The sequence below is a fragment of the Methylomonas stagni genome (assembly GCF_050154735.1).
GTDB lineage: Bacteria > Pseudomonadota > Gammaproteobacteria > Methylococcales > Methylomonadaceae > Methylomonas > Methylomonas koyamae_A.
On the sequence record NZ_CP189557.1, the window covers coordinates 1,052,387 to 1,077,361 of the forward strand.

At 56.4% G+C, this 24,975-nt stretch carries 31 protein-coding genes, 1 tRNA gene and 1 riboswitch; of the genes, 15 read left to right on the forward strand and 17 right to left on the reverse strand.

The window, feature by feature from the left end; genetic code table 11:
* Nucleotides 1-11: 11 nt before the first annotated feature.
* The 14 genes from ACP4CD_RS04950 to ACP4CD_RS05015 all read right to left on the reverse strand — a co-directional run bounded on the left by ACP4CD_RS04950 (nt 12) and on the right by ACP4CD_RS05015 (nt 7,973).
* Nucleotides 12-476 carry a hypothetical protein gene (locus tag ACP4CD_RS04950; protein ID WP_426993793.1) on the reverse strand — a complete coding sequence of 155 codons (465 nt, stop codon included), beginning with the start codon at nt 474-476 and terminating at the stop codon, nt 12-14.
* A gap of 101 nt (nt 477-577) precedes the next feature.
* The gene (locus ACP4CD_RS04955) at nt 578-1,318 is read right to left on the reverse strand and encodes a DNA cytosine methyltransferase (protein ID WP_426993794.1); all 741 of its coding nucleotides are present in this window, start codon (nt 1,316-1,318) and stop codon (nt 578-580) included.
* Nucleotides 1,319-1,411: 93 nt separating this feature from the next.
* Nucleotides 1,412-1,744, reverse strand: coding sequence for a hypothetical protein (locus tag ACP4CD_RS04960; RefSeq protein WP_426993795.1), 333 nt, complete (start codon nt 1,742-1,744; stop codon nt 1,412-1,414).
* Nucleotides 1,745-3,088 carry a hypothetical protein gene (locus ACP4CD_RS04965; RefSeq protein WP_426993796.1) on the reverse strand — a complete coding sequence of 448 codons (1,344 nt, stop codon included), beginning with the start codon at nt 3,086-3,088 and terminating at the stop codon, nt 1,745-1,747.
* 44 nt (nt 3,089-3,132) lie between these two features.
* The gene (locus tag ACP4CD_RS04970; RefSeq protein ID WP_426993797.1) at nt 3,133-4,215 is read right to left on the reverse strand and encodes a zonular occludens toxin domain-containing protein; all 1,083 of its coding nucleotides are present in this window, start codon (nt 4,213-4,215) and stop codon (nt 3,133-3,135) included.
* A gap of 161 nt (nt 4,216-4,376) precedes the next feature.
* Nucleotides 4,377-4,592, reverse strand: coding sequence for a hypothetical protein (locus tag ACP4CD_RS04975; RefSeq protein WP_426993798.1), 216 nt, complete (start codon nt 4,590-4,592; stop codon nt 4,377-4,379).
* Between the two features lie 10 nt (nt 4,593-4,602).
* Complete coding sequence (locus ACP4CD_RS04980) at nt 4,603-4,818, reverse strand: hypothetical protein (protein ID WP_426993799.1); 216 nt, start codon at nt 4,816-4,818, stop codon at nt 4,603-4,605.
* Nucleotides 4,819-4,821: 3 nt separating this feature from the next.
* Nucleotides 4,822-5,007, reverse strand: coding sequence for a hypothetical protein (locus ACP4CD_RS04985; protein WP_426993800.1), 186 nt, complete (start codon nt 5,005-5,007; stop codon nt 4,822-4,824).
* Nucleotides 5,008-5,107: 100 nt separating this feature from the next.
* On the reverse strand, nt 5,108-5,431 hold the full coding sequence (locus tag ACP4CD_RS04990; RefSeq protein WP_426993801.1) for a hypothetical protein: 324 nt from the start codon (nt 5,429-5,431) through the stop codon (nt 5,108-5,110).
* Nucleotides 5,432-5,471: 40 nt separating this feature from the next.
* Complete coding sequence (locus ACP4CD_RS04995) at nt 5,472-6,860, reverse strand: replication endonuclease (protein WP_426993802.1); 1,389 nt, start codon at nt 6,858-6,860, stop codon at nt 5,472-5,474.
* A gap of 276 nt (nt 6,861-7,136) precedes the next feature.
* The gene (locus tag ACP4CD_RS05000; protein ID WP_426993803.1) at nt 7,137-7,352 is read right to left on the reverse strand and encodes a hypothetical protein; all 216 of its coding nucleotides are present in this window, start codon (nt 7,350-7,352) and stop codon (nt 7,137-7,139) included.
* The gene (locus tag ACP4CD_RS05005; protein WP_426993804.1) at nt 7,342-7,524 is read right to left on the reverse strand and encodes a hypothetical protein; all 183 of its coding nucleotides are present in this window, start codon (nt 7,522-7,524) and stop codon (nt 7,342-7,344) included. Before ACP4CD_RS05005 ends, ACP4CD_RS05000 begins: the two co-directional genes overlap by 11 nt.
* Nucleotides 7,517-7,732: a hypothetical protein gene (locus ACP4CD_RS05010; RefSeq protein WP_426993805.1), complete on the reverse strand. Its 216-nt coding sequence runs from the start codon at nt 7,730-7,732 to the stop codon at nt 7,517-7,519. The genes ACP4CD_RS05005 and ACP4CD_RS05010 overlap by 8 nt, the downstream gene beginning before the upstream one ends.
* 22 nt (nt 7,733-7,754) lie before the next feature.
* Entirely contained in the window at nt 7,755-7,973 is a 219-nt protein-coding gene (locus ACP4CD_RS05015) for a hypothetical protein (protein ID WP_426993806.1), read from the reverse strand.
* 265 nt (nt 7,974-8,238) lie between these two features.
* On the opposite strand from ACP4CD_RS05015, the gene ACP4CD_RS05020 reads away from it, so the two are divergent.
* Nucleotides 8,239-8,571 (forward strand): hypothetical protein, encoded by a 333-nt coding sequence (locus ACP4CD_RS05020; protein ID WP_426993807.1) that lies wholly within the window; start codon nt 8,239-8,241, stop codon nt 8,569-8,571.
* A 46-nt stretch (nt 8,572-8,617) separates the two neighbouring features.
* Here ACP4CD_RS05020 and ACP4CD_RS05025 read toward each other — a convergent pair whose 3' ends face one another.
* Nucleotides 8,618-8,905: a hypothetical protein gene (locus ACP4CD_RS05025; RefSeq protein ID WP_071156846.1), complete on the reverse strand. Its 288-nt coding sequence runs from the start codon at nt 8,903-8,905 to the stop codon at nt 8,618-8,620.
* A gap of 328 nt (nt 8,906-9,233) precedes the next feature.
* Nucleotides 9,234-9,310: transfer RNA gene (locus ACP4CD_RS05030), tRNA-Met, on the reverse strand.
* Nucleotides 9,311-9,766: 456 nt separating this feature from the next.
* On the opposite strand from ACP4CD_RS05030, the gene ACP4CD_RS05035 reads away from it, so the two are divergent.
* The 6 genes from ACP4CD_RS05035 (at nt 9,767) to hypB (ending at nt 13,618) form a co-directional block, all read left to right on the forward strand.
* Nucleotides 9,767-10,429, forward strand: coding sequence for a hydrogenase expression/formation protein (locus ACP4CD_RS05035; protein WP_426993808.1), 663 nt, complete (start codon nt 9,767-9,769; stop codon nt 10,427-10,429).
* Nucleotides 10,426-10,647, forward strand: coding sequence for a rubredoxin (locus ACP4CD_RS05040; RefSeq protein WP_064027576.1), 222 nt, complete (start codon nt 10,426-10,428; stop codon nt 10,645-10,647). Before ACP4CD_RS05035 ends, ACP4CD_RS05040 begins: the two co-directional genes overlap by 4 nt.
* Nucleotides 10,648-11,115, forward strand: coding sequence for a [NiFe]-hydrogenase assembly chaperone HybE (gene hybE, locus ACP4CD_RS05045; protein WP_426993809.1), 468 nt, complete (start codon nt 10,648-10,650; stop codon nt 11,113-11,115).
* On the forward strand, nt 11,091-12,296 hold the full coding sequence (locus ACP4CD_RS05050; RefSeq protein WP_426993810.1) for a Ni,Fe-hydrogenase I large subunit: 1,206 nt from the start codon (nt 11,091-11,093) through the stop codon (nt 12,294-12,296). The genes hybE and ACP4CD_RS05050 overlap by 25 nt, the downstream gene beginning before the upstream one ends.
* A gap of 138 nt (nt 12,297-12,434) precedes the next feature.
* Nucleotides 12,435-12,776, forward strand: a complete 342-nt coding sequence (gene hypA / locus ACP4CD_RS05055) for a hydrogenase maturation nickel metallochaperone HypA (protein WP_168030830.1) — start codon at nt 12,435-12,437, stop codon at nt 12,774-12,776.
* A complete protein-coding gene (gene hypB / locus ACP4CD_RS05060) occupies nt 12,776-13,618 on the forward strand; it encodes a hydrogenase nickel incorporation protein HypB (protein ID WP_426993811.1) in 843 nt (280 codons plus the stop codon). The genes hypA and hypB overlap by 1 nt, the downstream gene beginning before the upstream one ends.
* Nucleotides 13,619-13,667: 49 nt before the next feature.
* Here the strand turns inward: hypB and ACP4CD_RS05065 are convergent, their stop codons facing one another.
* Nucleotides 13,668-14,081 (reverse strand): hypothetical protein, encoded by a 414-nt coding sequence (locus tag ACP4CD_RS05065; protein WP_071156858.1) that lies wholly within the window; start codon nt 14,079-14,081, stop codon nt 13,668-13,670.
* Between the two features lie 292 nt (nt 14,082-14,373).
* Between ACP4CD_RS05065 and ACP4CD_RS05070 the strand changes: the two genes are divergently transcribed.
* The 8 genes from ACP4CD_RS05070 to ACP4CD_RS05105 all read left to right on the forward strand — a co-directional run bounded on the left by ACP4CD_RS05070 (nt 14,374) and on the right by ACP4CD_RS05105 (nt 24,968).
* Complete coding sequence (locus ACP4CD_RS05070) at nt 14,374-14,892, forward strand: sigma-70 family RNA polymerase sigma factor (protein WP_426993812.1); 519 nt, start codon at nt 14,374-14,376, stop codon at nt 14,890-14,892.
* 42 nt (nt 14,893-14,934) lie between these two features.
* Nucleotides 14,935-15,948, forward strand: a complete 1,014-nt coding sequence (locus tag ACP4CD_RS05075) for a FecR family protein (RefSeq protein WP_426993813.1) — start codon at nt 14,935-14,937, stop codon at nt 15,946-15,948.
* A gap of 231 nt (nt 15,949-16,179) precedes the next feature.
* Complete coding sequence (locus ACP4CD_RS05080; protein WP_426993814.1) at nt 16,180-18,642, forward strand: TonB-dependent siderophore receptor; 2,463 nt, start codon at nt 16,180-16,182, stop codon at nt 18,640-18,642.
* Nucleotides 18,643-18,709: 67 nt separating this feature from the next.
* Nucleotides 18,710-18,789: riboswitch (cyclic di-GMP riboswitch) on the forward strand.
* A gap of 109 nt (nt 18,790-18,898) precedes the next feature.
* Nucleotides 18,899-19,669, forward strand: a complete 771-nt coding sequence (locus ACP4CD_RS05085; RefSeq protein ID WP_426993815.1) for a hypothetical protein — start codon at nt 18,899-18,901, stop codon at nt 19,667-19,669.
* An 85-nt stretch (nt 19,670-19,754) separates the two neighbouring features.
* Entirely contained in the window at nt 19,755-20,591 is an 837-nt protein-coding gene (locus tag ACP4CD_RS05090; RefSeq protein ID WP_426993816.1) for a hypothetical protein, read from the forward strand.
* Nucleotides 20,584-21,438, forward strand: coding sequence for a VPLPA-CTERM sorting domain-containing protein (locus ACP4CD_RS05095; RefSeq protein ID WP_426993817.1), 855 nt, complete (start codon nt 20,584-20,586; stop codon nt 21,436-21,438). Before ACP4CD_RS05090 ends, ACP4CD_RS05095 begins: the two co-directional genes overlap by 8 nt.
* Nucleotides 21,435-23,084 carry a hypothetical protein gene (locus tag ACP4CD_RS05100; protein WP_426993818.1) on the forward strand — a complete coding sequence of 550 codons (1,650 nt, stop codon included), beginning with the start codon at nt 21,435-21,437 and terminating at the stop codon, nt 23,082-23,084. Before ACP4CD_RS05095 ends, ACP4CD_RS05100 begins: the two co-directional genes overlap by 4 nt.
* A 162-nt stretch (nt 23,085-23,246) precedes the next feature.
* Nucleotides 23,247-24,968 (forward strand): lysophospholipid acyltransferase family protein, encoded by a 1,722-nt coding sequence (locus ACP4CD_RS05105; RefSeq protein WP_426993819.1) that lies wholly within the window; start codon nt 23,247-23,249, stop codon nt 24,966-24,968.
* The last annotated feature ends 7 nt before the right edge of the window (nt 24,969-24,975 follow it).

Sequence of the window (24,975 nt, forward strand, 5' to 3'; positions counted from 1 at the left end):
TTACAGTAACGTTACCGTAAAGGCTTGACCTTAAAGGCGCTTGCGAGTTGCCGCTCAAGGGATTCGACGCGGTTACGCGCGTCATTGCGCTCGTTCTTGAACTTGGTCACAAGGCCTTTTTGAGCGGCCACGGCTTGGTTCTTTTGCTTTATGACAGCTTCAAGATCGCGATTATAGTCAATGTCCCTTTGATAATACCTGTCCCGCCAGTCCGTGACCTGCGATTGCAGCTTGGCACACTCAGTCTCGAGAAGGCGACAGCGAGCCATCAAGGCTCCCTTTTCCGCATGCGCGTTAATCTCTGTATCCGTAACGTTACCGTTTTTATTTTCGGTAACGTTACGGGATTTTAGGCGCTCCCGGTAGGCCCGTTGCTTTTCAGCCGGCGTCATCGCTTTGCCGGTGGACGGACGGCCCCTGCCCCGTTTTTGCGGCGCGAACAGGTCAACGGTTTGGGTATCGGCTTGGTCGATCATGGCTTTGAATCCAGCGGGTTACGTTGGATATATGGCAACGCGTTACTATATATAAGTCAAGCATTATCGGTAACGTTACCTTATTTATTTTCGGTAACGCATTACACGTTTTTAATCCGCCTAAGCATTCGGTCGAATACTCGTTTTCGGCAGGCGCCGTCATAGTAAACGCGCCGCCCCGTTACCGGACGTCCGCAGGAACAACCGCACAGGGTAACACCGGGCGCTCGGTTGCGTACCGCTTGCGCCAGGGCATAGGCCATACCGTAAGGCACGCCGTTGCCGATGGCCCGCGCGAGTGCGCCACGGGTAAACGCCGGTATGTCGAAATCGGGCGGCAAGCCTTGAAGGACGGCCATTTCAGCTAAGGGCCGGTCGTCGTTGGCTAAGACGGTGGCGTTATTCGCCGGCGTTTTTCTGCGATCGATGCGTAACGGGGCGCCGTCCAATGAGCCGAACTGCACATGACGCAAACGGCGTTGGTCGTGTCCGAATTCGGCAGCGTTCAGATCGAGACGTTGCCAACTATAGCCTTCGATGCGAATATCCGGCACGCCGGGGACGTTTTCGGCAAGCCACCATTGCGGCTTGGCTTCGTGGACCACGCGGACGAACTCCCGGAGCATTTCCCCGCCCTCCCCGGTCTGTGCCGAACGGCGGGCCTTGCTGAAATCCTGACAAGGCGGACCGCCGATAATCCCTTCGAAGCGGCCGGCCGGCACGCGAAAGCGGCGAATGTCGCCGCCGAAGATCAGGTCGGGGCCGCGCACTACGCAGAAGCCGGCATCTTCGAAGCCGCGATCCAATAAACCGATCCCCGGAAACAACGAGAGTACCAGCACGTTACCCCGCCGGCGTCTTTTGAGTCCGGAGCGTAACGGTTGGCGTTACTGCGCCTGGACTTGAGCTACCTGGTCGGTAACGGTTCACGGTTGTTAGCCCACAACCGGCAACCGGCGAATGACGAATCGGATCATATAGGCCGATCCCATTGCAGCGGCGGCTTGCGGGACATGGAAGAAGTCGGCATAGAACCCCAGAGCGCCGGAGAAGGCGCCATTGATCGTGGTAATGGCCGACGCAACGCCGGAGGCATCCAACGTGGACGTAATAACATCGATAACACCATTGACAATTTTGAGAAACACCAGTTGCAGGTAATACAGAATGCCGTCAGCTAAGCCGGCGACCACACCGGCGCCATAGGCGGCGCAGTACATCAGCCACTTGGTTAAGTAGCTGAAAAAGCTGGTGAGTATCGCGCCCATTTACGCCCCCAATATGATCGTGAAAACGCCGAGCGCGATCATAATCGACATGATGATGCCCACTTGAACGCGGACGCTTTCCATGAGATCACAGTGTTCGGTCGAACTGTGCGAACCATAACCGACCGCGCTAAGGTCCATCGTGATGGCGGGACACGTGCCGGAGGCGGTGGGCGCTAGCGAGTATTTCGTCCTAAGCGTTGCCATGCGCTCGGAAACGCTGCATGTACCTGCGGCACAGTTAAACGATTGGTTACAGTTGCCGCCGCAAAGCGCAGTTTTCACTTTGTTACGGCCATCGGTAAATCCGTCACCGGGATCGGTGCCGGCGAAGGTGCCATAGTCCGGCTTTTGTTGCGTAGTGGTAGTGCCGTAGCTGGTGGTTGTGGTTTCCGTCGTCGTCACGCCGGTTGCGTTGTTGGTCGTCGTCCGAGTTTGCTTATCGGACGTTTCCCACTCTAGGGCTTGGTCGCCGACCGTCGTCCCGGTAACTTTCGGCGTTGCGGTGGTCTGAACCTTGGTTGTTCGCGTAGAGGTTGTACCATCGGCGTTCGGGATTATTTCGGTCGCTATCGTTTCCTCCCCAGCAACGACAGGGCTGGCGGTGATGGTGGTCGGCTGAACAGGAGTCAAAAGGCCGAGGCCGCCAAAGTCGATATTCGCTGTTTTCGCGTCTGCAATAACGTCTTTCGCTATGTCAGCAGTCGGGACCGAAGAGTTCTGTATTGCCGTGCCGAGATCGGCCTCGGTCGGAGTAACAGTAGTCGTAGAACCGGACACTGGCGAAAAATTAACGGTAAATTCGCCGGTATTGGTGCTACCAAGCATCAGTTTGACATGATACGAGCCTTGAGACACCACATTACCAGAAACGGTGTCGGAATAACCCGGATGGCACGACTGCAACCAAGAGAGATAAGCGGAACCGACCGACGCAGTAGTGCCGGGACCGAAGGAATGCGTCGGACAGCTGAATATACCGAACGGGGCCTGTGAATACGTGTAATTATCTGCTTGAACCGTCCGAGTGCCGTCCGAATTAAGACCGACGTCGTTATGCAACAGCTCATAAAGCGCAAGTCCAGCCAACCCTATCGGCGTCGCGCGAGCCAAGAGCTTGCCGGCGGCTTGGGCAGCGGTCGCGCGAGGGATGGCGGCCGACCAGTTCGCGGGGAGCGGAATCTTCTTACCTTGATTCGTCAACAACGAACCATCCACGCTACGAGACAAAATTGCATCACCCGCCGAACCTGCAGAAGCGATCGCAGAATTCAACCAAGCCAAGTCGGTAGGCGTCATGCCACCTGGCACTACCGATGCGCCTGCACTCGCATTCGATGCCATTACCAAACCGAACAGTATTAGGCCAAATGGCCTATACCGGGCCATCATGACTTAAACCCCGATACTGCGGCGGTCGGTATTTGCCCAGTATTGTCGTTGGGCAACGGCCCGGTGTTCATCGACACGGTTTCGCCATCGTATTCGCAGACGAGATAGTCCCATTCGTCGCGGCACTGTTCCATAGGCAGCCGCCTAGCCCGCCCGGTTTTGTCGGCCATAAAGGCCCAGCGCTGGCCGTTAATGGTCAGATCGCCGACCAGCCGCCATTTCAACGAATCGTTTTTCTTGGCCGGCGCGGCGGCGACCGCTGGCGAGCTTGCCGATGGCACAGGGTTGGCTGATTGCGTTAGGTTGCCCGTCGGATCGGTGGCCGCGTCACCATTCAATTGTTGAGCCGCCGTCTGTTGGTATTTCGGCGCGATGACCGTCACCGAACGATAAATGCCCCAGCCACCGATGAGAATGGCCGACACCACCGCAGCCGCCCAGCCTTTGGCTTCCCAGCTTTGCCAAATGGTGGCGGTGCCGGTTTGTTCAATGACGTCGCCGGTGATGGCGGCCTCGGCTTGGGTGTGGGACTTATACAGCTTGAATACCGCCGAATCGAGCTTGAAGCGTTCGGTTTTGGTGGACTTGACCCGGATAAGTTCGGGATTCACGCCTTCAACGGCCCCGGTGTAGAAATAGCGCACGCGTAAGTCTTTTTGGCCGAGGTCAAGCGGCTCGTGACAAAGACAGGTTTGTTTGATCAGTTGGCGAATGCCTTTGGCAATGTCGGTGCCGGCATCTTGCGTGACCAAATAGATGTCGATGGTTTGGCCGTCCGGGGCTTTGTAGTGGCGGTGTTCCTTGAAGAAGTGCATGATCCGCAGGTGAATCTTATTAACGGCGGTGCCGCCTGGAATTTCTTTCCACACTTCATCGATAACGTACAGGGCGCCAGCGGCAAAGGCTTTGCTAGGGTCTTTGATGTCGTCCCAGCTAAACGGCTTGAGCTTGGGCGATTCAATCAGCATCGGGATATTAGTCACGACTTCCCTGCCCCGCTTAATCTGGTCGGCGATCAGTTTGGCGGCCATGTAGCTTTTACCGCCGCCGGTGTTGCCGGTGATTGCATAAACGCTCATGGCTAGCGGTGCGGTTTGAAGGCGGCGTAGGCCACGACGATGCCGGCCGCGAAAAAGGTCCAGTAATAGAGTTCGAGCATGACGAGTGCCTCAGGAATACGAGGGGTTGGAAACGAGTAGCCCTATCGGAATGGGGGGCGGCGCCTCCCCCAATGCCCCGATTAACGGAAGCCCAGTTTGCGGGCGATCATGTTGCCGCCCTTCAGGAACAGGCCGGTGGTTATCATCCCGGCGTAGACCACGGACAGTGCGGTCACGAAGTCCGAGAAGGACACGACCGCCGTCAGCGAGTCAAAGGTACTGGTTGCACCGGCGAAACCGGAAACGATCATCAAGGCCACACCCAGGGCGGCCGCGTGTTTTTGTCCTACTTTCATAAATCACCTATTAAGGAAAAAGGCTTGAATACAACTGGCGGCAACACCAGACGAACAGGAGCGGGCCGCCAATTACGGTTAGTCCGGCTGAAAAATATTCCAACGCTAACGCCGGATCGATTAGCGTCGGATCAAAGGGCGCAGCTTGCTGCACCGTTGATAGGTTGCCCAGGCAGGCGCCCGAGCTGGTAAAGGGTTGATCGCAGGCGATCAGATAACTGGCCATACTTCAGTACCAATCCGCATGCCAGGGATTGCCGTCGTCCGAGGCGTCGTCATCGTCCACGTTTTCGTCCGTTTCATGCTCGCAGGCGTAACAGTGAAAAGCGTATTGCGTGCCGCCGCGATAGCGATCGGCAGTAAAGGCGAAGTCGTCCGAGCCACACTCGGGACAATGGTCGGGGCGCTCGATCATGGCGTTTCTCCCTTGGGTTGACGGTGTAATGGACCGGATCGGGGCGAAGCGTGTAACTGCTGCCCTGGTCGGTCGGCTGAAAGACGGCGGCGGACATGGTTTAGGCGGCGTTCTTATCGCCGCGCGGCGCTTCGGTAATCACTTCCGGTTTGGTGCCGCGCGGGATGAAGAGGATGGTGTTGTCGCCGCTGGACATGATGCCGAGCGCGAAGCGGATGGTTTTGCCCTGCAAGGGCTTGAAGGTTTCGAGATCGTTGCAGGTCAAATCGTGCATTTCCAGACGACTTTCACCGGATTCCATGGGCATATGACCCATGATCTGGATCTTGTGTTTGCCCTGGGTTACAAGGCCGGTGGCCTGGTCTACCCGGCTGTTAGCCTGATAGGTATTGATAAGCTTGCCTTGCATGGTAATCATGGACATATAAACCCCCTCGGGTCGTGGTTGGGTAGTGGTTGAGCCATCACGCGGCTAGGGGCCGCGTACAGTTATTGACAGGACTCCAAGGGATGGCGGGCGCCCGCGCGGCTTCGCCGCCGCGGACTTGGCCCGCCACCTCGGAAAGTGCCGATTTGCTGGATTGAAGGGTCCAGCATTTCGTTTTGGTGATCGCCATCGCCGCCAGCGTGCATACGCCGTAGATGACGGTTTGTATCTCGGCATAGCGGTTGGCTTTCAGTTCGCCAGTGGCAGTGCCGACCTCTTCGAACTTGAGTAGCTGGACCGCCATATCGACCCGCTTAATCTGGAGGTCGCCGCCGGTCATGATCTGTAGGTAATCGGCCCAACGGGATTGATCGGCGGCTTGGCGAGCTTGCTCCAAGATGGGGTCGGCTTGGCCTTCGCCGAGCTTGCGCAGTTGCCGCCAGACCGTGACCGGTGCCCCGCCGATCTGCTGAAACTGGCGAATACCCCACAACGAGGCCCAGGCTTTGACGCGTTTGCCGTAGTGGCGGCTGTCGTCGTTTTGGTCGTGTTCCGGGTCGTCGATGCTGAAACCCAGGTTTTTGCTGATGTACTTGGCGATATAGCCGGTGGCGCTACCAATGTCGGTATCGATAGCCTTGAAGTTGCAGCGAAACTCAGCGGCGCCGGGTTCATCGCCGTCTTGCTCCAGGGCATAATGCCGGATGATGTCGCGGAGTGCTTCGACGTGTTCGGGTGCCACGAATAGCAGCATGTGCCAATGCGGGCAGCCGTCGTGATGCGGCTCGGCCACGCGGAAGCCGAAGACTTTGATCCCGTCGCGGGCCAGCTTGGCTCGGACTTTGGCCCACAGGTCGACCAGATATTCCTGGGCAACGCGTGGCGTGTAGGCCGGGTTATAACGGGTGTTGAGTTGGCCGTTGCTGTAGCGATGGTAGGCGGACGGGCACGTCAGCGTGACGAATTCGCCGACCCAGCCAAGGGCTTGGGCAAAGATTTCGAAGCCGGCCATGCGAATCATTAACTCGGCGCGGCGGTTGTTGGGATTCGCCAGAGATCGGGCGATCAGGGTTTCCATGTCGATGACGTCGCCAACGTGGCTAACCATGCTCATCTGTTGCATGAAGGTCAGCGCTTGCAGATAGGCCCGCTGGGCTTTGCGTTGACTGCGGTCGCTGACGTAGATTTGCCGGCCCTTGCGAACATGGCCCTTGTCGATCTGTTGCTTTTCCTCGGCACGGTTTTGCAGGCGCTTTAGCATCCGGCGCCACCAGATCGGGCATAGCAGCCGCAGCTTGAGTCCCTGTTCGGTTTTGGCCTTGGGTAGTGGAACGCCGTACCATTGCATTAACAAACGCACTTTCGCCAAGTCGTCGATCAGCGGCGTTAAGTGAGCGATACAGTCGCGGGGATCAAGCGTAACCATGTTTCGAACCTTCAAAAGGTGCCCGCCAATCGTAGGCGGGCAAGAACAGGAGGGAGGTCGTAATTCGTGGGCGGATTTTGTCGGCGTCGAAAATGAAGAAGGTATCGACGGCATAGCAACGGCAGAGGCAAACGGCCCGGCGCACATGGCGGCCGGGACTGCCGACCGGATGGCCGGCGCCTTTGCAGTGATAATCGGATTGAACAACCAACGCGCGGCAGCGCACGCAGCTGGTGAGGTTGACCGGTAACGGGCTGTTGATCGTCCAAGTAGGAATCATCCTTTCACCCCCATGGCGTGTAGTGTCGAAGTCAGCTTGTGTTCGATGCCGGTCAACATGATTTGAATGGCTCGCTCGCCGGCATTGGCGGACGGGGTGATTTCAAAGCTGGCCAGTTCGATGCGGACCAGGGAAAGTACGAAGCAATGCTCTTCGGGGGTCCAATGGGTTAGGCCGATGGCACGGGGTTGTTTGCGGGGTTTATGCGCCATGATCGGAATCCTCGGAAGCCGGTGCTGCACCCCAGGAACGGTGCTCAACGTAACGAATCAAGCGATGCGCGATAAAACACAAACCGTCGTAGACGAACATTGCAAGGAACACCGTCAGGAACACATCGGCGTTCAGAATGGTTTCTATGGCTTGTTGGCAGTCGTTAGGCATGAGCCGTCTCCGGTTTGGGTGTTTTGGCGTGATGGTTGTCGATAAGGTCTAACGCGGCTTGTATATGGCGCTTTTCGCGGTGGCCAACGAGTAGTAGCGACAAACCGCGAAAGGCTTGGCGGGCGTCTTGGTAGCCGGAACGGCCGGCGCGGTATTCGTTCACCAGGAATTCGCAGGTGTCTTTTAGGTTGCGTTCGGAGACGATCATGAGTACCTCTCGGGTTGCGGTGTTAGTCGCGACGATTGCCGGCCGATAAGACCAAGGCGAACAGGAAGCCGACCCAGACGAGCGGCACGAACCAGTAATGCGTGGCGGCCAATATCTCGGGCGGGAAAACGGCTTCGGTCACTTCGGAAAATGTGTGAATGATCTTTTCCATGTGTTGCTGCCCTCGTCTTTGCTCGGCAGAGGCAAGGGTATCCAAGGCGGCTTGGCAGTCGTTAAGCATGGTTGCCACCCTGCCCCGCTATGGGAGCTAAGACGGCGACGCCGGCAGGGTGGCGGCGACGGTTCGCCGAATTCTCGCGATGGAAGCGCTGTAGGAGCTTTGGAATTGATCGGGTCCAAAATGCCCGCTTGTGTCTTGGAATGGTCATAGCGTCGCCCTATGTGTCGAGAATCACTTACAAATCGTAAGTCGTTGACATAGGCTAGAACAACTCACATGATGTAAGCAACCAAAAACACTCACAACGCGTAAGATAGGTGAATTTATGAGAACCCCATCACAGTTTTTCGACCTGCTAAAGGAAAAAACAGGAAGCGACTACAAAACCGCTAAACAGCTAAAACTATCAAGCGGCGCAATAGCGCAAATACGTTCAAGGGAACTTATGAGCGACGAAACGGCGATAAAAATCGCCGATTATCTTGGTCTGGACAGAGCAGAGCTACTAATCGCAGCAGCGATGGCGAGAAGCGACGGAGAAACGAAAGAAGCCTGGACGGCGGCGGCGCGGCGCATGGGAATTGCCGCGAGCGTATTACTTAGCGCAAAAATCCTAACGCCTAGCATTTCCGGCGCTATAGTGTGTATATTATGTTAAATAATAACTATTCAGTTCCGCATCCCATATCTGTGGAATACAACGATTAGTTATTTTTCTTGTTGAGTTCGTTTCGCAAGGCTTCTTCCGAGATTTCATGATATAGGCTGGCGAGTTCCGCTATTAATTTTTGATACTCTGAATGGTGCTTTAACATCGGCATCATCATTCGCGCCTCGGATAATAGTTGCTCGAAATGCATAATCTCGATTTCATTTAATGTGTCGCCAGCAGAAACCCGCTTTTTGATGGTCAAAGCATATGGAATCGACTCCTTTTCCAGTTGCTCAACGTAGGCTGTGATAATGCCAATTTCATCGGATGACGAATACATAGGATTTCCTAAAACGGAGTGATGACAAAACCGTCAGTGTTGTACAGTTGAGTTTTTTTGATGCTGCTAATCTGTATTCAGACGAAGACCAGATGGTCTAATGCTCCTCCTTCGGCCAGTCTTCAAATATAGCGCATTCACAACTCATTTAAACCGAGGCGATCAGTAAAAAACACGGAAACGGAATTCGTTGTAGTGGCCAGTAATTTTTAAATCAGCGGTTTTTCCGATAGTTTATTAGCCGTTATCCTGCTTTTAAAGGCAATGATGACGCAATAATTCGTGCAAAAAAAAGCCTAAGTCGTTAAACCTAGGCCTTTAATCTGTCTGGTAGCGGGGGCAGGATTTGAACCTACGACCTTCGGGTTATGAGCCCGACGAGCTACCAAGCTGCTCCACCCCGCGATTGATTTGAGCAATTATACAGGTATTTACAGACATGACAAGTCTTTTGTCAGATGAATGACATTTGTGGTCGAGCCAGTTTCGCGCTGCCCTCGTTAAGTCGCCAATTCCGGTGGAAAAGACGTCACTGGGTTGGCAAAAACAGTTTGACTTCGGCAGCTATTATGGCAAAGTTAGCTGACAACCTTAGCGCTACTGCGGGAATAATCGTCTCTCGCGTGTATTCAAAAATTAAACGACTGGCTTCGTCCGTCCTATTCCTATTTATCCATGACCACAGACACTCTCCCTATTTTCGGTCGCGGCAGTCAACCGTCAGAACCGGACGGCGCTGAATTCGACTATTTGTCCATGCCGAATGAGATGCTGACGTATGCAATGCCGCGGATTTCAACCAGCCTCAATTCGCCAGCTCTCTCAGCGGCGCGACAACTCTCCATACAACTTCAAGCGAACTTGGACAACTTTCCGGCTGCCGGAAATACCATCGATTTACTGAGCTTGGATGACGAAAATCGCCAATTCATCGACGAACTGCTTGGTGAGGGCGAGGTCGCGGTGTTGATTGACGGAGGCGCCAACGGCCGGGTGCAGGAATCGATATTGGCCGGCGTTTGGCGCTTACAGCATCGCGACTCACTTGGCGAACTGGTCAAGGATAGTCTCGAAGTTGGCGCATTCCCACCATCGGTGGCGGAAACGGCTTTCGCCGGCGCCGCTCCATCGCTCGATGTAAACATGACCGCTTTGCCGGAAGGCGTCATGAACGCGCCGCCATTGATCGCCGAACTCAACGCTCACATCGCGAGCTACCAATCCGGCCATGACGCGCATGTAATCAACCTGAGTTTGCTACCGCAAACCGAACAGGACCTGGTCTTTCTTGACCAGAGTCTCGGCCGCGGTAAAGTGACGATACTGTCGCGCGGCTACGGCAATTGTCGAATAACCGCTACTGCTACGACTTACGTCTGGTGGGTGCAATACTACAATTCGCAAGATACTCTGATACTCAATACCTTGGAAATTTGCGACATTCCTAGCGTGGCCCAAGCCTCAGCCGAAGATATTGCCGATAGCAGTCAACGCTTGCGGGAAATCGTCGGAGCATATTCGTGAACGCCTCATTTTTCGGTGGAGCCTACGGCGGCGATTGCGGCACCCTGCCCGCCGACGCCCGACTGGAATGCAAAATCTGCTGGCACGTTTACGATCCTGCCGACGGCGATCCGGAGTCGCAAACGCCTCCCGGCACGGCCTTTGCCGATTTGCCGGCACATTGGACCTGCCCCCAATGCGACAGTCCTAAGCAAGGGTTTCTATTACTGGCCGAATAAATGCTTACCCCAGACGGAGAATCGATCCGTTGCGCGCTGACCGCAACGTTCGAGAATATACTAGCAAGCCGAATGCGGGAATTACCGATTATAAATCCGCTATTAAGCGTGCAAACCTCGGCATTGCAACGTTACGGCAACGAGTGGCTCGGTATATTAATCACGCCGTGGAGCATGAATTTGACAATGCTGCCGATCAGTTGCGACGACTGGGATTACCTACCGGGCGCTGCGTTCGAACGCCGGTTCCCCTACGGCAATTACCGCTTTTTGGTTAGCCATGCCGACGGCGTTGGCCCTTATGCGTTATGCTCGTTGTTTTCCCCAATGTTCGAATTTGCCGATCAAGCCGCCGCGCAAGCAACCGCCGAATCGGCATTGCTAGCCTTGCTTGCCGGCCCGAAGCCGCCGTCTCTGAGTCGGCGCGACTGGTTGCGTGGCGCATGGTCGGAGAACGCGGCGTCGTGACACCCGCCGGCCGCATCGATATTCATTTAACCGTTACTGGCGAGAGCATAAGCGGCGTTCGCTTAGCATCCAGCCGCCCGATTGCGGCAACTCAGATTCTACACGGCCTGTCGGCGCGGGAGTTGTTGCATACGCTACCAGTGTTGTTTTCGGTGTGCGGCAATGCTCAGGCTTATGCGGCCCGACAAGTTTGTCGGGCCGTTTTGGATCACCCAGAGACCATAGCCAGCGAATCGGCCCGCCAAATATTGGTTCTCGCCGAATGCATGCGGGAACTGGCTTGGCGAATTTTGCTGGATTGGCCAGAGGTCTTGGCCGAAAAAGCCGAGAAGGCAGCGATGGCAACCCTGTTGCGGAGCGACGACCAACTGAAGCGCATACTGTTCAAGGACGGCGACGCCTTTAGTTTAAGCAGCACGGCCATCGCAAGTGGAGACGTCATCGAACTACTCGATGATCTGCGATACACGCTGGATAAGGCCGTATTCGCCGGCAGTTTGGCAACTGTTTTGCAAATCGCCGACTTCGAGGACTGGAAAGACTGGTGGCGGTACTGTCAGGCCCCCGCCGCTCGGCTAATGCGCGAGATCGTCGATTTTGGATGGGCGGATTTGGGGCGAAATTCAGTCGAACTTCTACCGCCCTTGCCTGCGGCCAAGCTGGCGACGGAGATCGGTGAAGCGCCGTCGGAATTTTGCCGAGCGCCACGGTGGCAAGCCCGTTGCTGGGAAACCACGGTGCTGAACCGGCAATCCGCCAGCCCGGCGATTGCCGGCTTATCTCAACATTACGGCAATGGTTTGCTGGTACGAATCGCAGCCAGATTGCGCGAGCTGGCGGAATTGCCGATTCGAATGTCGGCATTGACTCAACAGTTGGACGATACCAGCATCGTTCCACCGCCTTTCCCGGTGGCCGATGGCTTGGCCTTGAGCCAAGTAGTTGCCGCGCGTGGATTGTTGCTGCATCGATTGGATCTGCGCCAAGGCCGGGTATACGATTACCGGATCGTGGCGCCGACCGAATGGAATTTTCATCCGGACGGCGTCGTCGCCCAGGGACTGTATCGTTTGCACGGCGATAGTGAGACGCTTAAACGTCAAGCCTCACTTTGGATAGCAGCCATCGATCCGTGCGTGGAATATCGATTGGAATGGGATTACGATACCGACGCTTGTTAAGCCGTTTGCCGTATGCCCCGCTTGATCGGCTGTCGCAGAAGTTCTCCGGTCGAAGCCCTGTCCTGTCGTACGAATGAATCATGGTCGGGTTTCGGAATCCTTTATTTTTAGTTGTTCGAGATTTCAACGGATTAACACATGCATGAAATGTCGCTTTGCGAGAGCATTTTGCAAACCCTTGAACAGCAAGCGCCCATTCAACAGTACCGCAAGGTGAAAGCCGTTTGGCTGGAAATTGGCGCGCTGGCCGGGGTAGAAATCGAAGCCTTGCGATTTAGTTTCGACTTGGTAGTCCGAGGCTCTTTAGCGGAAGGTGCCGGGTTGGAAATAGTGACGGTACCCGGAATGGCTTGGTGTCTGCCCTGCGGCCGAACCGTCGAAGTTCAGCAACTTTACGACGAATGCCCTTTTTGCGGCAGTCATCAATTACAGGTGACCGACGGTCATCAAATGCGCATCAAAGAACTGGAGGTAGAATAATGTGCGGCGTCTGCGGCTGCGGCGAGGGCCTAAATCACTCGCATGACCACGATCATCACGAGCATTCTCATACACACGGCCACGGTCACGGAGACGATCACAACCACGACCATCATCACTCGCATCATCCCGCGGAGAGTCCGGAGCACGCGCACGCCAGCGGCTTAACGCCGGCGCGGATGGTACAGATCGAACAGGATATTCTGGCGGGCAACAACCGCTACGCCGCGGAAAACCGCAACTATTTGGCTGAGCGCGGCATCTTAGCGTTGAATTTGGTATCCAGCCCCGGTTCAGGCAAAACCACGCTGTTGACCGAAACGATAGAACGCCTGAAAAGCCAATTCGCTATCGCGGTCATCGAGGGCGACCAGCAAACCGCGCGAGACGCCGAACGGATACGCGCCACCGGCGTCAAGGCTTTGCAAATCAATACCGGTAAAGGTTGCCATCTCGATGCTCACCGAGTTGGTCACGCTTTCGAGCACTTGCAACTCGAGCGGCACAGTCTGTTGTTCATCGAAAATGTCGGGAATCTGGTTTGCCCGGCGGCCTTCGACCTCGGCGAAGCTCACAAGGTGGTAATTTTGTCGGTGACCGAGGGCGAGGATAAGCCGATTAAGTACCCTGATATGTTTTACGCGGCCGACTTAATGCTATTGAACAAGATCGACCTACTGCCCTACCTGGATTTCGACAGCGAGCAGTGCATACGCTACGCCAAGCAAGTTAATCCGAAAATCAAAGTGTTGGCCGTTTCCGCGAAAACCGGCGAAGGCATGGACGGTTGGTTGAAATGGCTACAGGCCGAATTGACCTTGCAACATATCGAATACGCGTAAACCCGCCGCCTCTCTGGTCAAACCGCGCGGCTGTCCGGCCGGGAAGAATTCAGCGCAGTTTTTCGCCGACGATGGAGCCGCGCACGTTCTCGGCGCTGTCAAGTTCCTTGACCTGTTTGCGCATTGCTTCCGATTGATCGACCTGGGCGTTGGCGTTGCGCTCCAGTGCCTTCACTTCGGCGGCCCTAAGCGCGGCCTCGTGTTGGGCTTTTTCCCGCAAGGCTTCTTGTTCCTTTTTAGCTTGGTAATCGGCTTCTACTTCTTTCAGCCTTTCCAACGCTTTGGCGTTACGCTCGGGATTGCTGATTTCAATATCCACTTGTTTTTCGGCGGACTTGTTCCGACAAGGTTTGGCTTGATAGGTGATCTTACCGTTCTCGCTACACTTGTACAGTTCGGCGACCGCTAAGTTCGGCAACACAATTACTAAGGTTGGAATAAGAACAAAATACACGCTTTTCATTAGCGATCTCCTGAGCTTTAAAGTGGCAAAGTATAGGCCAATTTCAACGCTACCGGATTGGCTATGCGGCAAAATAGGCACCGCACTTTTTACCGTTAATTAATCTGTGTTATGTGACAGATCCTGGTTCCGTGATTTGCCTTGTTTTTTGCAAGTCTGTCGGCTCCACAACAACGGCAAACGGCCGAATCTTGCGGCTTTTAAATTAAGCGGCCCCATTTTTGCTGGACGGTGATGCCCCGCCACCGATACCGGGATTGGCGAGAGCCAATGCCGCCGCTACTTAAAATCCATGACTGTAAGAAACCTAACCGATAGCAATGCGTATTGGAGCGACTCGCTAGCCGCGGAACTGCTGCGATTTTTGACTGGTCGGATCAAGTGTCCGGACATCGCGGCCGAATTGACTCACGATACCTATCTTGGCTTGCGGCGAGTCGTCGAGCAGCAAGCACCGGAGAATACGCGGGCCATGGCATTTAGAATCGCCATGAATCTGGCGGTCGATTATCAGCGTAAAATGATGGTGCGTGACCGTCACACCGCCGAGGAGGCGTTCGACACAATCGCCGAAACCGTCGCTTGCCCCGCCTCCAGTACCGAACGTGTTCTGATCGGGCGCGAGCGTCTGCAAGCGCTTCATAGCTCATTAGCCGAGCTGCCGTTACAATGTCGAACGGTCTTTCTGCTGCATGGTGTCGAAGGCCTCACCTATTCGCAAATCGCCGAGCGCTTGGGCATATCCAAGTCCTTGGTTAATAAACTGTTGGCTCAAGCGATGCATCACTGCGCAGACCGCATGGCCGAGTGATCGGCCACGCCGCATATACCACCCACCTCTTCTAAACTCAGCATGTCCGATTCCTCCGACGCGCTCCCCGATACTTCGCCTAAACAACAAGCCTTGAATTGGCTGGTCAGATTGCGCGACGACCAATTGACCGACGCCGATCTGGAAGACTTCGCGATTTGGTTAGCCAGCGACCCCGCTCACGCCGACGCGTATAACCTAGCGGAAGCGCTTTTCCACGATATGGTTCTAGCGGGACGTGAACAGCCACGACCGAGCAGTGCCGCCCCAATTTCGAGTATACGTCCTTTGATGCGCTCGGTCGCTCCCAAACCTCGCAAACACCGTTGGCGCCGGTTACTAGGCGCCGCGGCCATCGCCGCGGCCTGGTTACTGGCAACGCAGTTGATTCTGCCGCGTCAGGCCCACTGGCTGGACGCGCTGCTTAGCGACTATCGTACCCAAACCGGCGAATTGCGCGATATCCGCTTAAGCGACGGTAGCCGGCTGATGTTGAACACCGACAGCGCGATTTCGGTCCAGTTCGATGCTGGGCTGCGCCGTATTGTATTGCATCACGGTCAGGCCAGTTTCAGCGTGGCCCCGGACAGCACGCGACCGTTCGAAGTAGCGGCCGCCGATGTGACCGTGCGCGCCCTGGGAACGATATTCGACGTCTATAAAACCGACGCCGGCTTGACCCGAATCGAAGTCAAGGAACACGCCGTCGCGGTCAGCGCCGGCCGCGAGACCAAACTCGAAGTCGCGGCCGGTCAGGCCGTCGAACTACGAGAGGGCCGGCCCTTGGCGGCACCCGCCCCTGAGCGGCTGGATCAATCCGGCGCGTGGCAGCAGCGTCGCCTAATCATCAACGACAAGCCCTTAGCGGAATTGGTTGCCGAATTGGAACGTTATCGTTACGGCAGGATTTTTCTTAGCGATACCGAATTGGCCAGGCAACGCGTCAGCGGCGTGTTTGCCTTGGACGATCCGGATAGCGCGCTGAAAACGCTAACCTTGGCCTTGAATTTGAAATCGTCTCGGCTAGGACCGTTTTGGACGGTTTTACATCGTTAACCCGCTTACTCTCCCGCTTGCCGCCGGGCCCGGCCCCCGCCCGATCACCACGATTACGTTCCCGCTTGCACTTAAGCCATGACTGCAATGTTTCGAATAGTGAGTCGGCGAAATCCTGTTCATCTTGGCGCTTGTGTTGCTCTCGGATATTTTTTTGTTTTTTTCGTAGTCGATTTTCTCGCTCGAACGACTTCCTTATTGAAGACAGTCATTGTCAAAACAGGAAGACGTTTGAAACACCGACCCGTACCCAGCCGCCGTTACCACTCAGCCCAAGTCGCCACGCCGGCCACAGGCGTCGACAAAGTCGCGTTGCTGTGCGTGGTCACTTCACTGAGCGGCACGATGGTTTGGATACCGGTTTTGGCCGAGCCGGTTGGATTCGACTACAACATACCCGCTCAGTCGTTGAACGACGCGCTGATCGAATTCGCCGCCAAGTCTAACCTTGAATTGGTATTTCCGGTTGACGACTTACGCAGTCTGAACGCTCCCGCACTGAAGGGACGCATGAGCGTGGAACAAGGGCTACGCGTCCTGTTGCAAAACAGCCGGTTGACGTTCCGCTTTCTGGGCGCCCGTACGGTCACGCTCGAGGCCGGGGAGCGCAGCCCTAACCCGCAACGGGCTCCGGTTGCGTTGCCGCCAGTCACGGTCATCGGCAAACCGATTGCCGAACCGGCCGACGATGTCGCCTCGTATACCCTCGACCAAATGCAGAGCGCCACATTGACCGACACGCCGGTGCGACGGATTCCGCAAACGGTCGCCAGCGTCACCCGCGACCTGCTGGACGACCAGCAAGCCGTCACGGTTAGCGAGGCCTTAAGCAACGTCAGCGGCGTGGTGGCGCGCAATCCCTTGTATTCGCCGGTCCTGGAAGGGACGCTCATTCGCGGCTTTCCCTCCGAGCAACTGCTGGACGGCTTTACCCAGTATTACAATCCCGGCGACCGGGAAAGCACGATTAACGTTGCCAGCCTGGAAGTGCTCAAGGGCAGCAACGCCCTGCTCTACGCCGGCGGCTCGGGCGCCCCGGTCGGCGGTGTCGTGAATTTGATTTCCAAGCAAGCTCGACCCGAGGCTTTCGGCGAATTCGGCTTCCGAACGGGATCTCACGACTACTTTCAACCGAATTTCGATATCAATCAGCCTTTGCATAGCCGGGTTTGGCTGCGGATGACCGGTGAATTTACCGATGCCGGCAACCGCGTCGATGCGGTCGAGACCCAGCGTTACAACTTGAATCCGGCCCTGACCTTCACCGACAACCATCGTAACAAGCTTACCTTGCGCGGGAAATTGTCGCATTGGCGGCAAACCGAGTATCAAGGCTTGCCGGCCACCGGCACCTTAGCCGGCCGGTTTCGGCTCCCACCGGACAGCTTTATCGGCCCGGCCGATGCGCCCCAAAGCCGTTCGGACAGCCAAGCGATTTGGGGCGAGTTCGAGCATCGTTGGGATAAGCACTGGACGATCACGCTGAAAAGCCGGGTGTCTCGAGCCAGTTTCGATCAGCGGGTGCAAACGCTATTCGGCGACGATGGCTTTATAGCCGATCGGCCGCTGAGCGCATTGGGAGCGTCGGCATGGGGGCTGGTTAACGCCGAGTTGTATCAAGGCCAACGCGAGTTCAGCGTGCTCGGCTATCTGACCGGAAAGTTCGCCTCGGAAAACAGCGAGCACACGTTGGTCATCGGTGCCGACCGCGGCGAACTCGACGATATTGGCTTCGTCGGCGCCGATTTGGCGAATACCGGTTTGGTGGATCTTGCCCAACCCAACTTCGGGTTAAGGTATGCCGTCCCCGAACCGGCGCAGCCAAACCAGTTTATCGGTAATCTGACCTACGGCGGCTATCTGCAATGGCAGGGCAGTTTTTACAATCGGCTACATTTGCTGGCCGGCTTGCGTAGAGGGAAGGTGGCCATCGATTTTCGAAACACCGCGAGCGGCCGCTCGAACAGCACCGACACCGAGAAATGGTTGCCCCGGTTGGGCGTCGCCGTCGACATCGGTTCAGCCTGGACCTGGTTTGCCGGTTACAGCGAAGGTATGCGCGGCCAGCCCTTCGTCGAGTTTGCCGATACGCCGTTGCCGGAATTGGCGCGCCACGTCGAGACCGGTTTGAAATTCGATATCGACGGTATCTGGCGCGGTCAATTTGCCGTATTCCGAATCGACCGCGAACGGGTAGCGGTAACCGATGGGAACGACACCTTGCTACGCTCGACCGCCTCCGGCGGTCAACGCGCCGAGGGCGTGGAAGCGGACTTGAATTGGCGGTTATCGGAAGGGCTGGATTTGCTTGGCAATTATGCGTACACGTTGGCGCGCTACCAGGACGATAAAGCCGGCGTTCCGGCCGGTAACCGTTTGCCTCAGGTGCCCGACCAGGCCGGGCGGCTGTGGTTGAATTACCAACTGCCGGCCTCCTTACTGCCCGGTTGGCGAATCGGGGTTGGCGTGAATTTAAGCGCGGGCGCCTATTTATCCAAGGACAACCGCTTCAAGACCTCCGGCTACCACTGTGTGGACGCCAGTCTGGGGTACGAAACGTCGGCATGGAAATTGGCGGCCACCGTCAAAAACCTTAGCGGCGAACATTATTATCGACCTTTCGATTATTTCGACGGCCGGGTCGCACCCGGCGCGGATACCGAACTGTATTTCAACATCGCGTACCGCTATTAGGTCGCCTGAACACACGGAGCTAAAGGACGGATCACTTAAGGAACTAGAGTGAAGCCGCCGGGACCGGCGGCAAAAACGCCACATCCGCCGCGAGACGGAGCCGGAAAACCACGGATCTTTGGACCAAAAGACCGCCGGGTTGCCCGTACTGCCATGTTCGCTTCCAGCGCCGGACCGAAAACTCGGTCCGGCGTTACGGGAAACGTGCGCCTTGCGGCCAGACATTTTCATTATTTCGACCCTTTAAGGACATGCCATGACACAAAAACACAGTTACCGATTGCAACTAGCCACCGCCGGTGCTCTTTCCATCGCGATGTTGGGCGGATTTCTCGCGCCTGCCAGCGCTGAAGCCGCGCTCGTTACCGGCAGCGTCGGCATTTCAATCGACAACGCGGCGTTAGCCGCCGTCACCGGTGGTTGGCGGATCGATAGCTTCTTTGATGCCAGCTACAACCAGATCGCCATTACCGCCGATACCGTCGGCGGCATTGCATCGGCCATCGACATGACGCTAGCGATTAACACCAATCTTACGACGGTCAGTTACGCCGCCGTCAACCGCACGCTACAAGCGACCACGATGGAGGTCGGTAACACCGCCAGTGGCCAAATCGGTCTCAGCGGCGGCATGCGCATGTCGGTACCCGGCACCAGTAGCGGCTCATTAACACCTTACGATTTTCGTCTGCAAAAAATCGGTGGCGTGTGGAATCTGGTGACTTACGACCAATTTTTCTCGGGCACCACCTTTTTGCAACTGACCAATGCCAGCGAAACCGTGAACGCCGGCGGCGAACTGACTTTGAGCGGTGACCTGATTTTTGGAAGCGGCAGCAATAAGTATCCCAGCCCGTTCGGCCTGACCTGGGGATCGTTCCTGGGGATTTCCGCCACCGATACGGTCGTCGGCAGCCTCTCGATGAACCTTCCGGCGGCGGTACCCGTGCCGACCGCCGTCTGGTTGTTCGGTAGTGGTCTGATTGGCTTGGTCGGTGCGACGCGCCGTAAGAACCTTGCGGTTTAAGCCAACCTTTTTGCTGGTTCGATCAGAGCGCCGCGACAGATTGTGCCGGCGCGGCGCTTGCTCACCGTTTTTTACAGGAATCGCGATGCCTATTTTGCCTTTTTACCGAATCCGCCTCGGGCTACCCTTGGTTGCCGCGTTGGCGCTGTCGCCGAATGCGATGGCCTTGGTTCTAAACGCGCCGAACTCCGGCACGTTTACGATGAATCTGGACACTGTCGCGCTGGCACCTTACGCTGGTGGCTATTACCTCAGCACATATTGGGACGCGGTGGCGGCCGACCCGACCGATCCCGCCACTAGTGGCGGCGCCCTGGTCGGCCAAGTCGCTACCGCCGAAATTCCGGCGCTGAACCAAACCTTCGCGATTACCGCGATCGGCGGCGATATTGCCGGTCAAGCCGCGCAACGCTTTCAACAAGCCACGTCGGCCGACTTTCACATCGATACCGAAAATCTGGCCGGCGGCACCGCCGGTCAAGTCGGTTTGGCGGGCGTCCAAGGCTTCTTCGCGCCAAACTACCCACCCAACGGCGCCGGCTTGGTCAACGGTGATTTCGCGGTACGTTTCGATGCCGCTCGCCAAAACCATGGTGGCAGCGGTTGGTATCTGGACAACAATATTTATTTCACGATGGCGATTTACGACTTCATAAACCTAAGTACTAGCTGGATTGATGCCGATAACTGGCAATTTAGCGGCGAGCTGGCGATGTCGCCGGAAAATGCCGGCATGCTGCTGGGCAGCGCACTGACCGATGTCGGCGACTTTTGTTTAGGCACGGGCAGCTTTGCCGGATGCGGTCAAGTGAGCGCGGTTCCGCTACCCGGTGCCATTTGGTTGTTCGGCACTGGCTTGGCGGTTCTGGGTGGCAAGGGCCGCCGAATGACCATATTCGGTTCGGAGGCTAGCCATGTTTAAGCGCATCGAGCAGTCAGTAGCGCGCTGGTATAGCGCGGCGGCGATAGCCGCGTTGAGCGCCGGCATGCCGGCGCTGGCCAACGCAACCGCGCTGCACGCCAACTTGGGCGGCACGTTTACGACCCAATACGACCGAGAGGCCTTGGCGGTGCTGGTGGGCGGCAGCTCCAGCGCGCCGGGTGAGTTTCTGGTCGCTTACTTCGACACGACGCAATCCGACTACACCCAGTTCAGCGATTCCTACTTCTATCTCGGCAATACCAGCAGAACCGAAATTCCGGCGGTGAATCTGGTTCACGACATCACGCCCATCAGTGTCGCCAATCCGAGTGGTCAGGCCCAAAATCGCTACGTAAAAGCGACGACGCCCAATTTCGCCATCGATAGCGAAACTCTGACCGGAACAGGTAGCCTGGGCATGACCGGCGTGGAATTGTTTCGCGGCAACTACAACGGTTCGCTGGTGACTGGCGACTTCAGCTTGCGTTACAGCGTCGCCAACCGGCAAGCCGCTTGGGACGACTTGGGACAGGCCGGCACACCGGGCGGCTGGTACCTGCAAAACAACATCAGCTTTAGCATGGTGTTGTTCGATTTGGCGAATTTGAGTCTGATAATCGCCGACGCTAATAACTGGCAATTGAGCGGCGACTTGTTGATGAGCCCGGAGAATGCCGATTTTTTAGGCGGTACCCGCCAAGCCGATGTCGGTGACTTTTGTTTGGGTGTCGGCAGTTTCGCCGGTTGCGGTCAAGTGGCCGCCGTGCCGGTGCCGGCGGCGTTTTGGTTGTTCGGCACGGGATTGATTGGCTTGACCGGCATCCGCCGGCGTGGAGTCAAACGATGACCGGCGGCCGTCTCGATCCGATCGCGGCCGCGTGCTTGCTGCTGCTGGGCGCGCAAGCGCCGCTGGCGAATGCAAACGCCGTGACTTACCAACAGTTCGTTAGTGTGCAAATGAACGTCGATGCCGGCGGCCGCAATGTTACCGGCGACGCCGCGCACGAGCCGACCATCGCCCAAGACCCGAATAACCCCAAACGATTGGTCGCCGGCTGGAAGCAGTTTGCGACGGTCGCGTCCGGTAACCGCCAAGGTGGTTGGGCTTACAGCGACGACGGTGGGCTATCCTGGCATTTCCCCGGCGTTGTCACGCCGGGCGAACAGCGCACCAATATCATGGTGGACGTCGATTCGGCCGGCGATTTCTACTATCAAAACCTCCACTACGATGCAACCGGCAGCTACGCTCAAGACGTTCAGGTCCTTAAGTCCACGGACGGCGGCATCAGCTGGGGCGTACCGATCCACGCTTACGGCGAAGGCGCCGATAAAGGCCGGATCGGCATCGATCGCAGCGGCACCTCCAGCGACGGCCACGTCTATCTGGTCTGGCGCGAGGGCCTGGACGACCGCCGTTTTACGCGTTCCAGCAATGGGGGCATCAGCTTCGAGGCGCCGGTCGCCATTCCGGAGAGTCCGGCGTTCGGCACGATCGCGGTGGGCCCCGCGGGTCAAACCTATGTCAGCGGCCGTAGCGAGGATGGCGAACTGGTCGGCGCCAAATTGGTATTCGGCAAGTATCTGTTGGCGACCTCGCTGAACGCCCGCGATCCCGGCGCGTTGCCGAGCTTCACGACTCAAACCGTCGATATGGGCGGCTCGCCGGTGATGTTCCAGTTTCAGAACAATCCCAATCAATACGGTCCGCCGGGAGATCTCCAAGTAAATGTCGATCAATCCGACGGGCCGCTGCGCGGCAATATTTATTTGATGTCCTCGGTCGATCCGGCCGGCGCCGATAACCAGGATGTCAAATTCATTCGCAGCAGCGACGGCGGTCTGACTTGGTCCGTGCCGGTGAAAATCAACGACGACACGCCGCACAAGGACGCCTACCAGTGGTTCGCAATGCAAGGCGTGGCGCCGAACGGCCGGATAGACGCGGTCTGGTACGACACCCGCGACAATCTGCGGCCGGCGCTGTCGCGCTTGTATTATTCCTACTCCTGGGACGGCGGCCTGACCTGGAGCAAGAATCGGCCGGTGACGCCGGTGTTCAACACCCACATCGCCTATCCGCTGGGAGCGCAAAAACTGGGTGATTACACTCACTTGGTTTCGGACGCATTGGGTGCTCACGTGGCGTACTCGGCGACCTATAACGGCGAACAGGACGTCTATTATTTAAATGTGTATCCGGACTGTAACGATAACGGCGTCTCCGATGTCAGCGACATCAAGTTGCGTCTAACCGGCGACACCAACGCCAATCATCTGCCCGATAGCTGCGAGAACGTGGTCGTACCCGGTGACCTGGACGCCGACAAGGATGTGGACAAGCAGGATCTGAACGCCCTGCTCGCGTTACGTAACCGACCGGCGCGCGGTAGCGAAGACCCAGCCGATCTGGACCGGAACGGCGTGATCAACCTGCTGGACGCCCGCCGCCAGGCCCTGCTCTGCACCAGAACGCAATGCGCCATTCAATAAATTAAACCTAAGCGATCACGCTACTCGAGCGCGCGAAAAACGCGCTCGAGTAGCAAGTCTATCCAAATCGGCGCGCTTCCGCCGCGCCAAGCGTTGACATATTTCTGACATATTCTGTCATTAGAATCCCGGCAACTACCGTTTTGACCAGGATATTCGCCCATGATCGATGCCGAACGCATTTTGCACGAGACTTACCCCGACCTGAAACTCGGCAAGGACAACAAACTGCTGCTGAAGGCATTGAAAAAACTGATACATGAAGACGACTTCAACGACGTCATTCGCAAAAACCAACATCTGCGTGGCTTCGCGTTTCTCGATAAATTGCTGAATTATTTTAAGTTCAGCTACCAAGTCGGTAACGAATCCTACAACAACATCCCTGCCGAGGGGCGGCTGCTGATCGTCGCCAATCATCCGATCGGCACCTTGGACGGCTTGGCGCTGGTGAAATTGATCCGCTCGGTGCGACCAGACGTGCGTATCGTTGCCAATCGCGTGCTGTACCACATGGAGCCGCTGCAATCGATATTCTTGCCGGTGGACGTACTGTCCGAACAAAAGAATCTGAAAAATACCTACAAAATTATGCTGGATGCATTGGAAAACGAGGAAGCGATCATCTTCTTCCCGGCCGGCGAAGTATCGCGGATCACGCCCAAGGGCATACGCGACGGCAAATGGCAAACCGGTTTCTTGAAGCTGGCTCGCAAAGCCCAATGCCCGATCTTACCCATCCATATCAAGGCCAAGAATTCCGCGTTGTTTTACAGCATGTCCACGCTGTACAAACCGCTCGGTACCTTTCTGTTGGTCAAGGAAATGTTCAATAAGAAAGGCCAGGAAATCAGCTTTCGGGTCGGAGCGCCTATCCCCTACCCGGCTTACGCCGAAACCGAGCAAACCAATAAACAACTGAGCCAGCGCTTTCGCAAGCACGTGCAGAATCTTGGCAAGAAAAACCAACTGGCCTTGTTCGACACGGTGGCGACCGTCGTGCATCCGTCCGATACCAAGGCGATTAAAAAAGCCTTGTTCCAAGCGCGTCTGCTGGGCGAAACCCGCGATGGCAAAAAGATCTTTCTATATGAATTTCGCGACGACTGTCCGGTGATGCGAGAGATCGCCCGCTTGCGCGAGCTGACCTTCCGCACTGTCGAGGAAGGTACCGGGTTGGCGCTGGACCTGGATAAGTTCGACGTGTATTACAGCCATATCGTATTGTGGGACGACAACGATCTGGAAATTGTCGGCGCCTACCGGGTCGGCGACGGTCCGCGCATTTTGGCCAATCATGGCGTCGAGGGCTTTTACAGTCAAACCTTGTTCGACTTGAAAAGCGAGTTCGCCGACTATCTGCCCAACAGCCTCGAACTGGGCCGCAGCTTCGTGCAACCGCGTTATTGGGGGCAGCATAGTCTGGAGTATCTTTGGTATGGCATCGGCGCATATTTGCGCGAACGTCCCGATATTAAATATTTGTTCGGGCCGGTCAGTATCAGTAACGCCTATCCTTACGCCGCCAAGGAGTTAATCGTGGGATTTTACCGCCAGCAATTCGGTGCCACCCTTCCCCACGCGATTGCCAGGATGCCGTTCACGATTTCCGAGACCGGTCAGAATTTCGCGGCCGCCGAATTCGCCGGCGACTATTCAACCAGCTTCAAGATTCTCAATTCCGAACTGAAAAAGCTGGGCGTCAAGGTGCCAACCTTATACAAGCAATACGTGGAATTATGCGTGGATAACGGCTGTCATTTCATCGACTTCAATATCGATCCGGACTTCAATAACTGCATAGACAGCCTGATCATGGTCGAAGTGGACAAAATTGCGCCGAAAAAGCGCCAACGTTATATAGAGCGATCCTTGGCGGGGTAACGCCAAT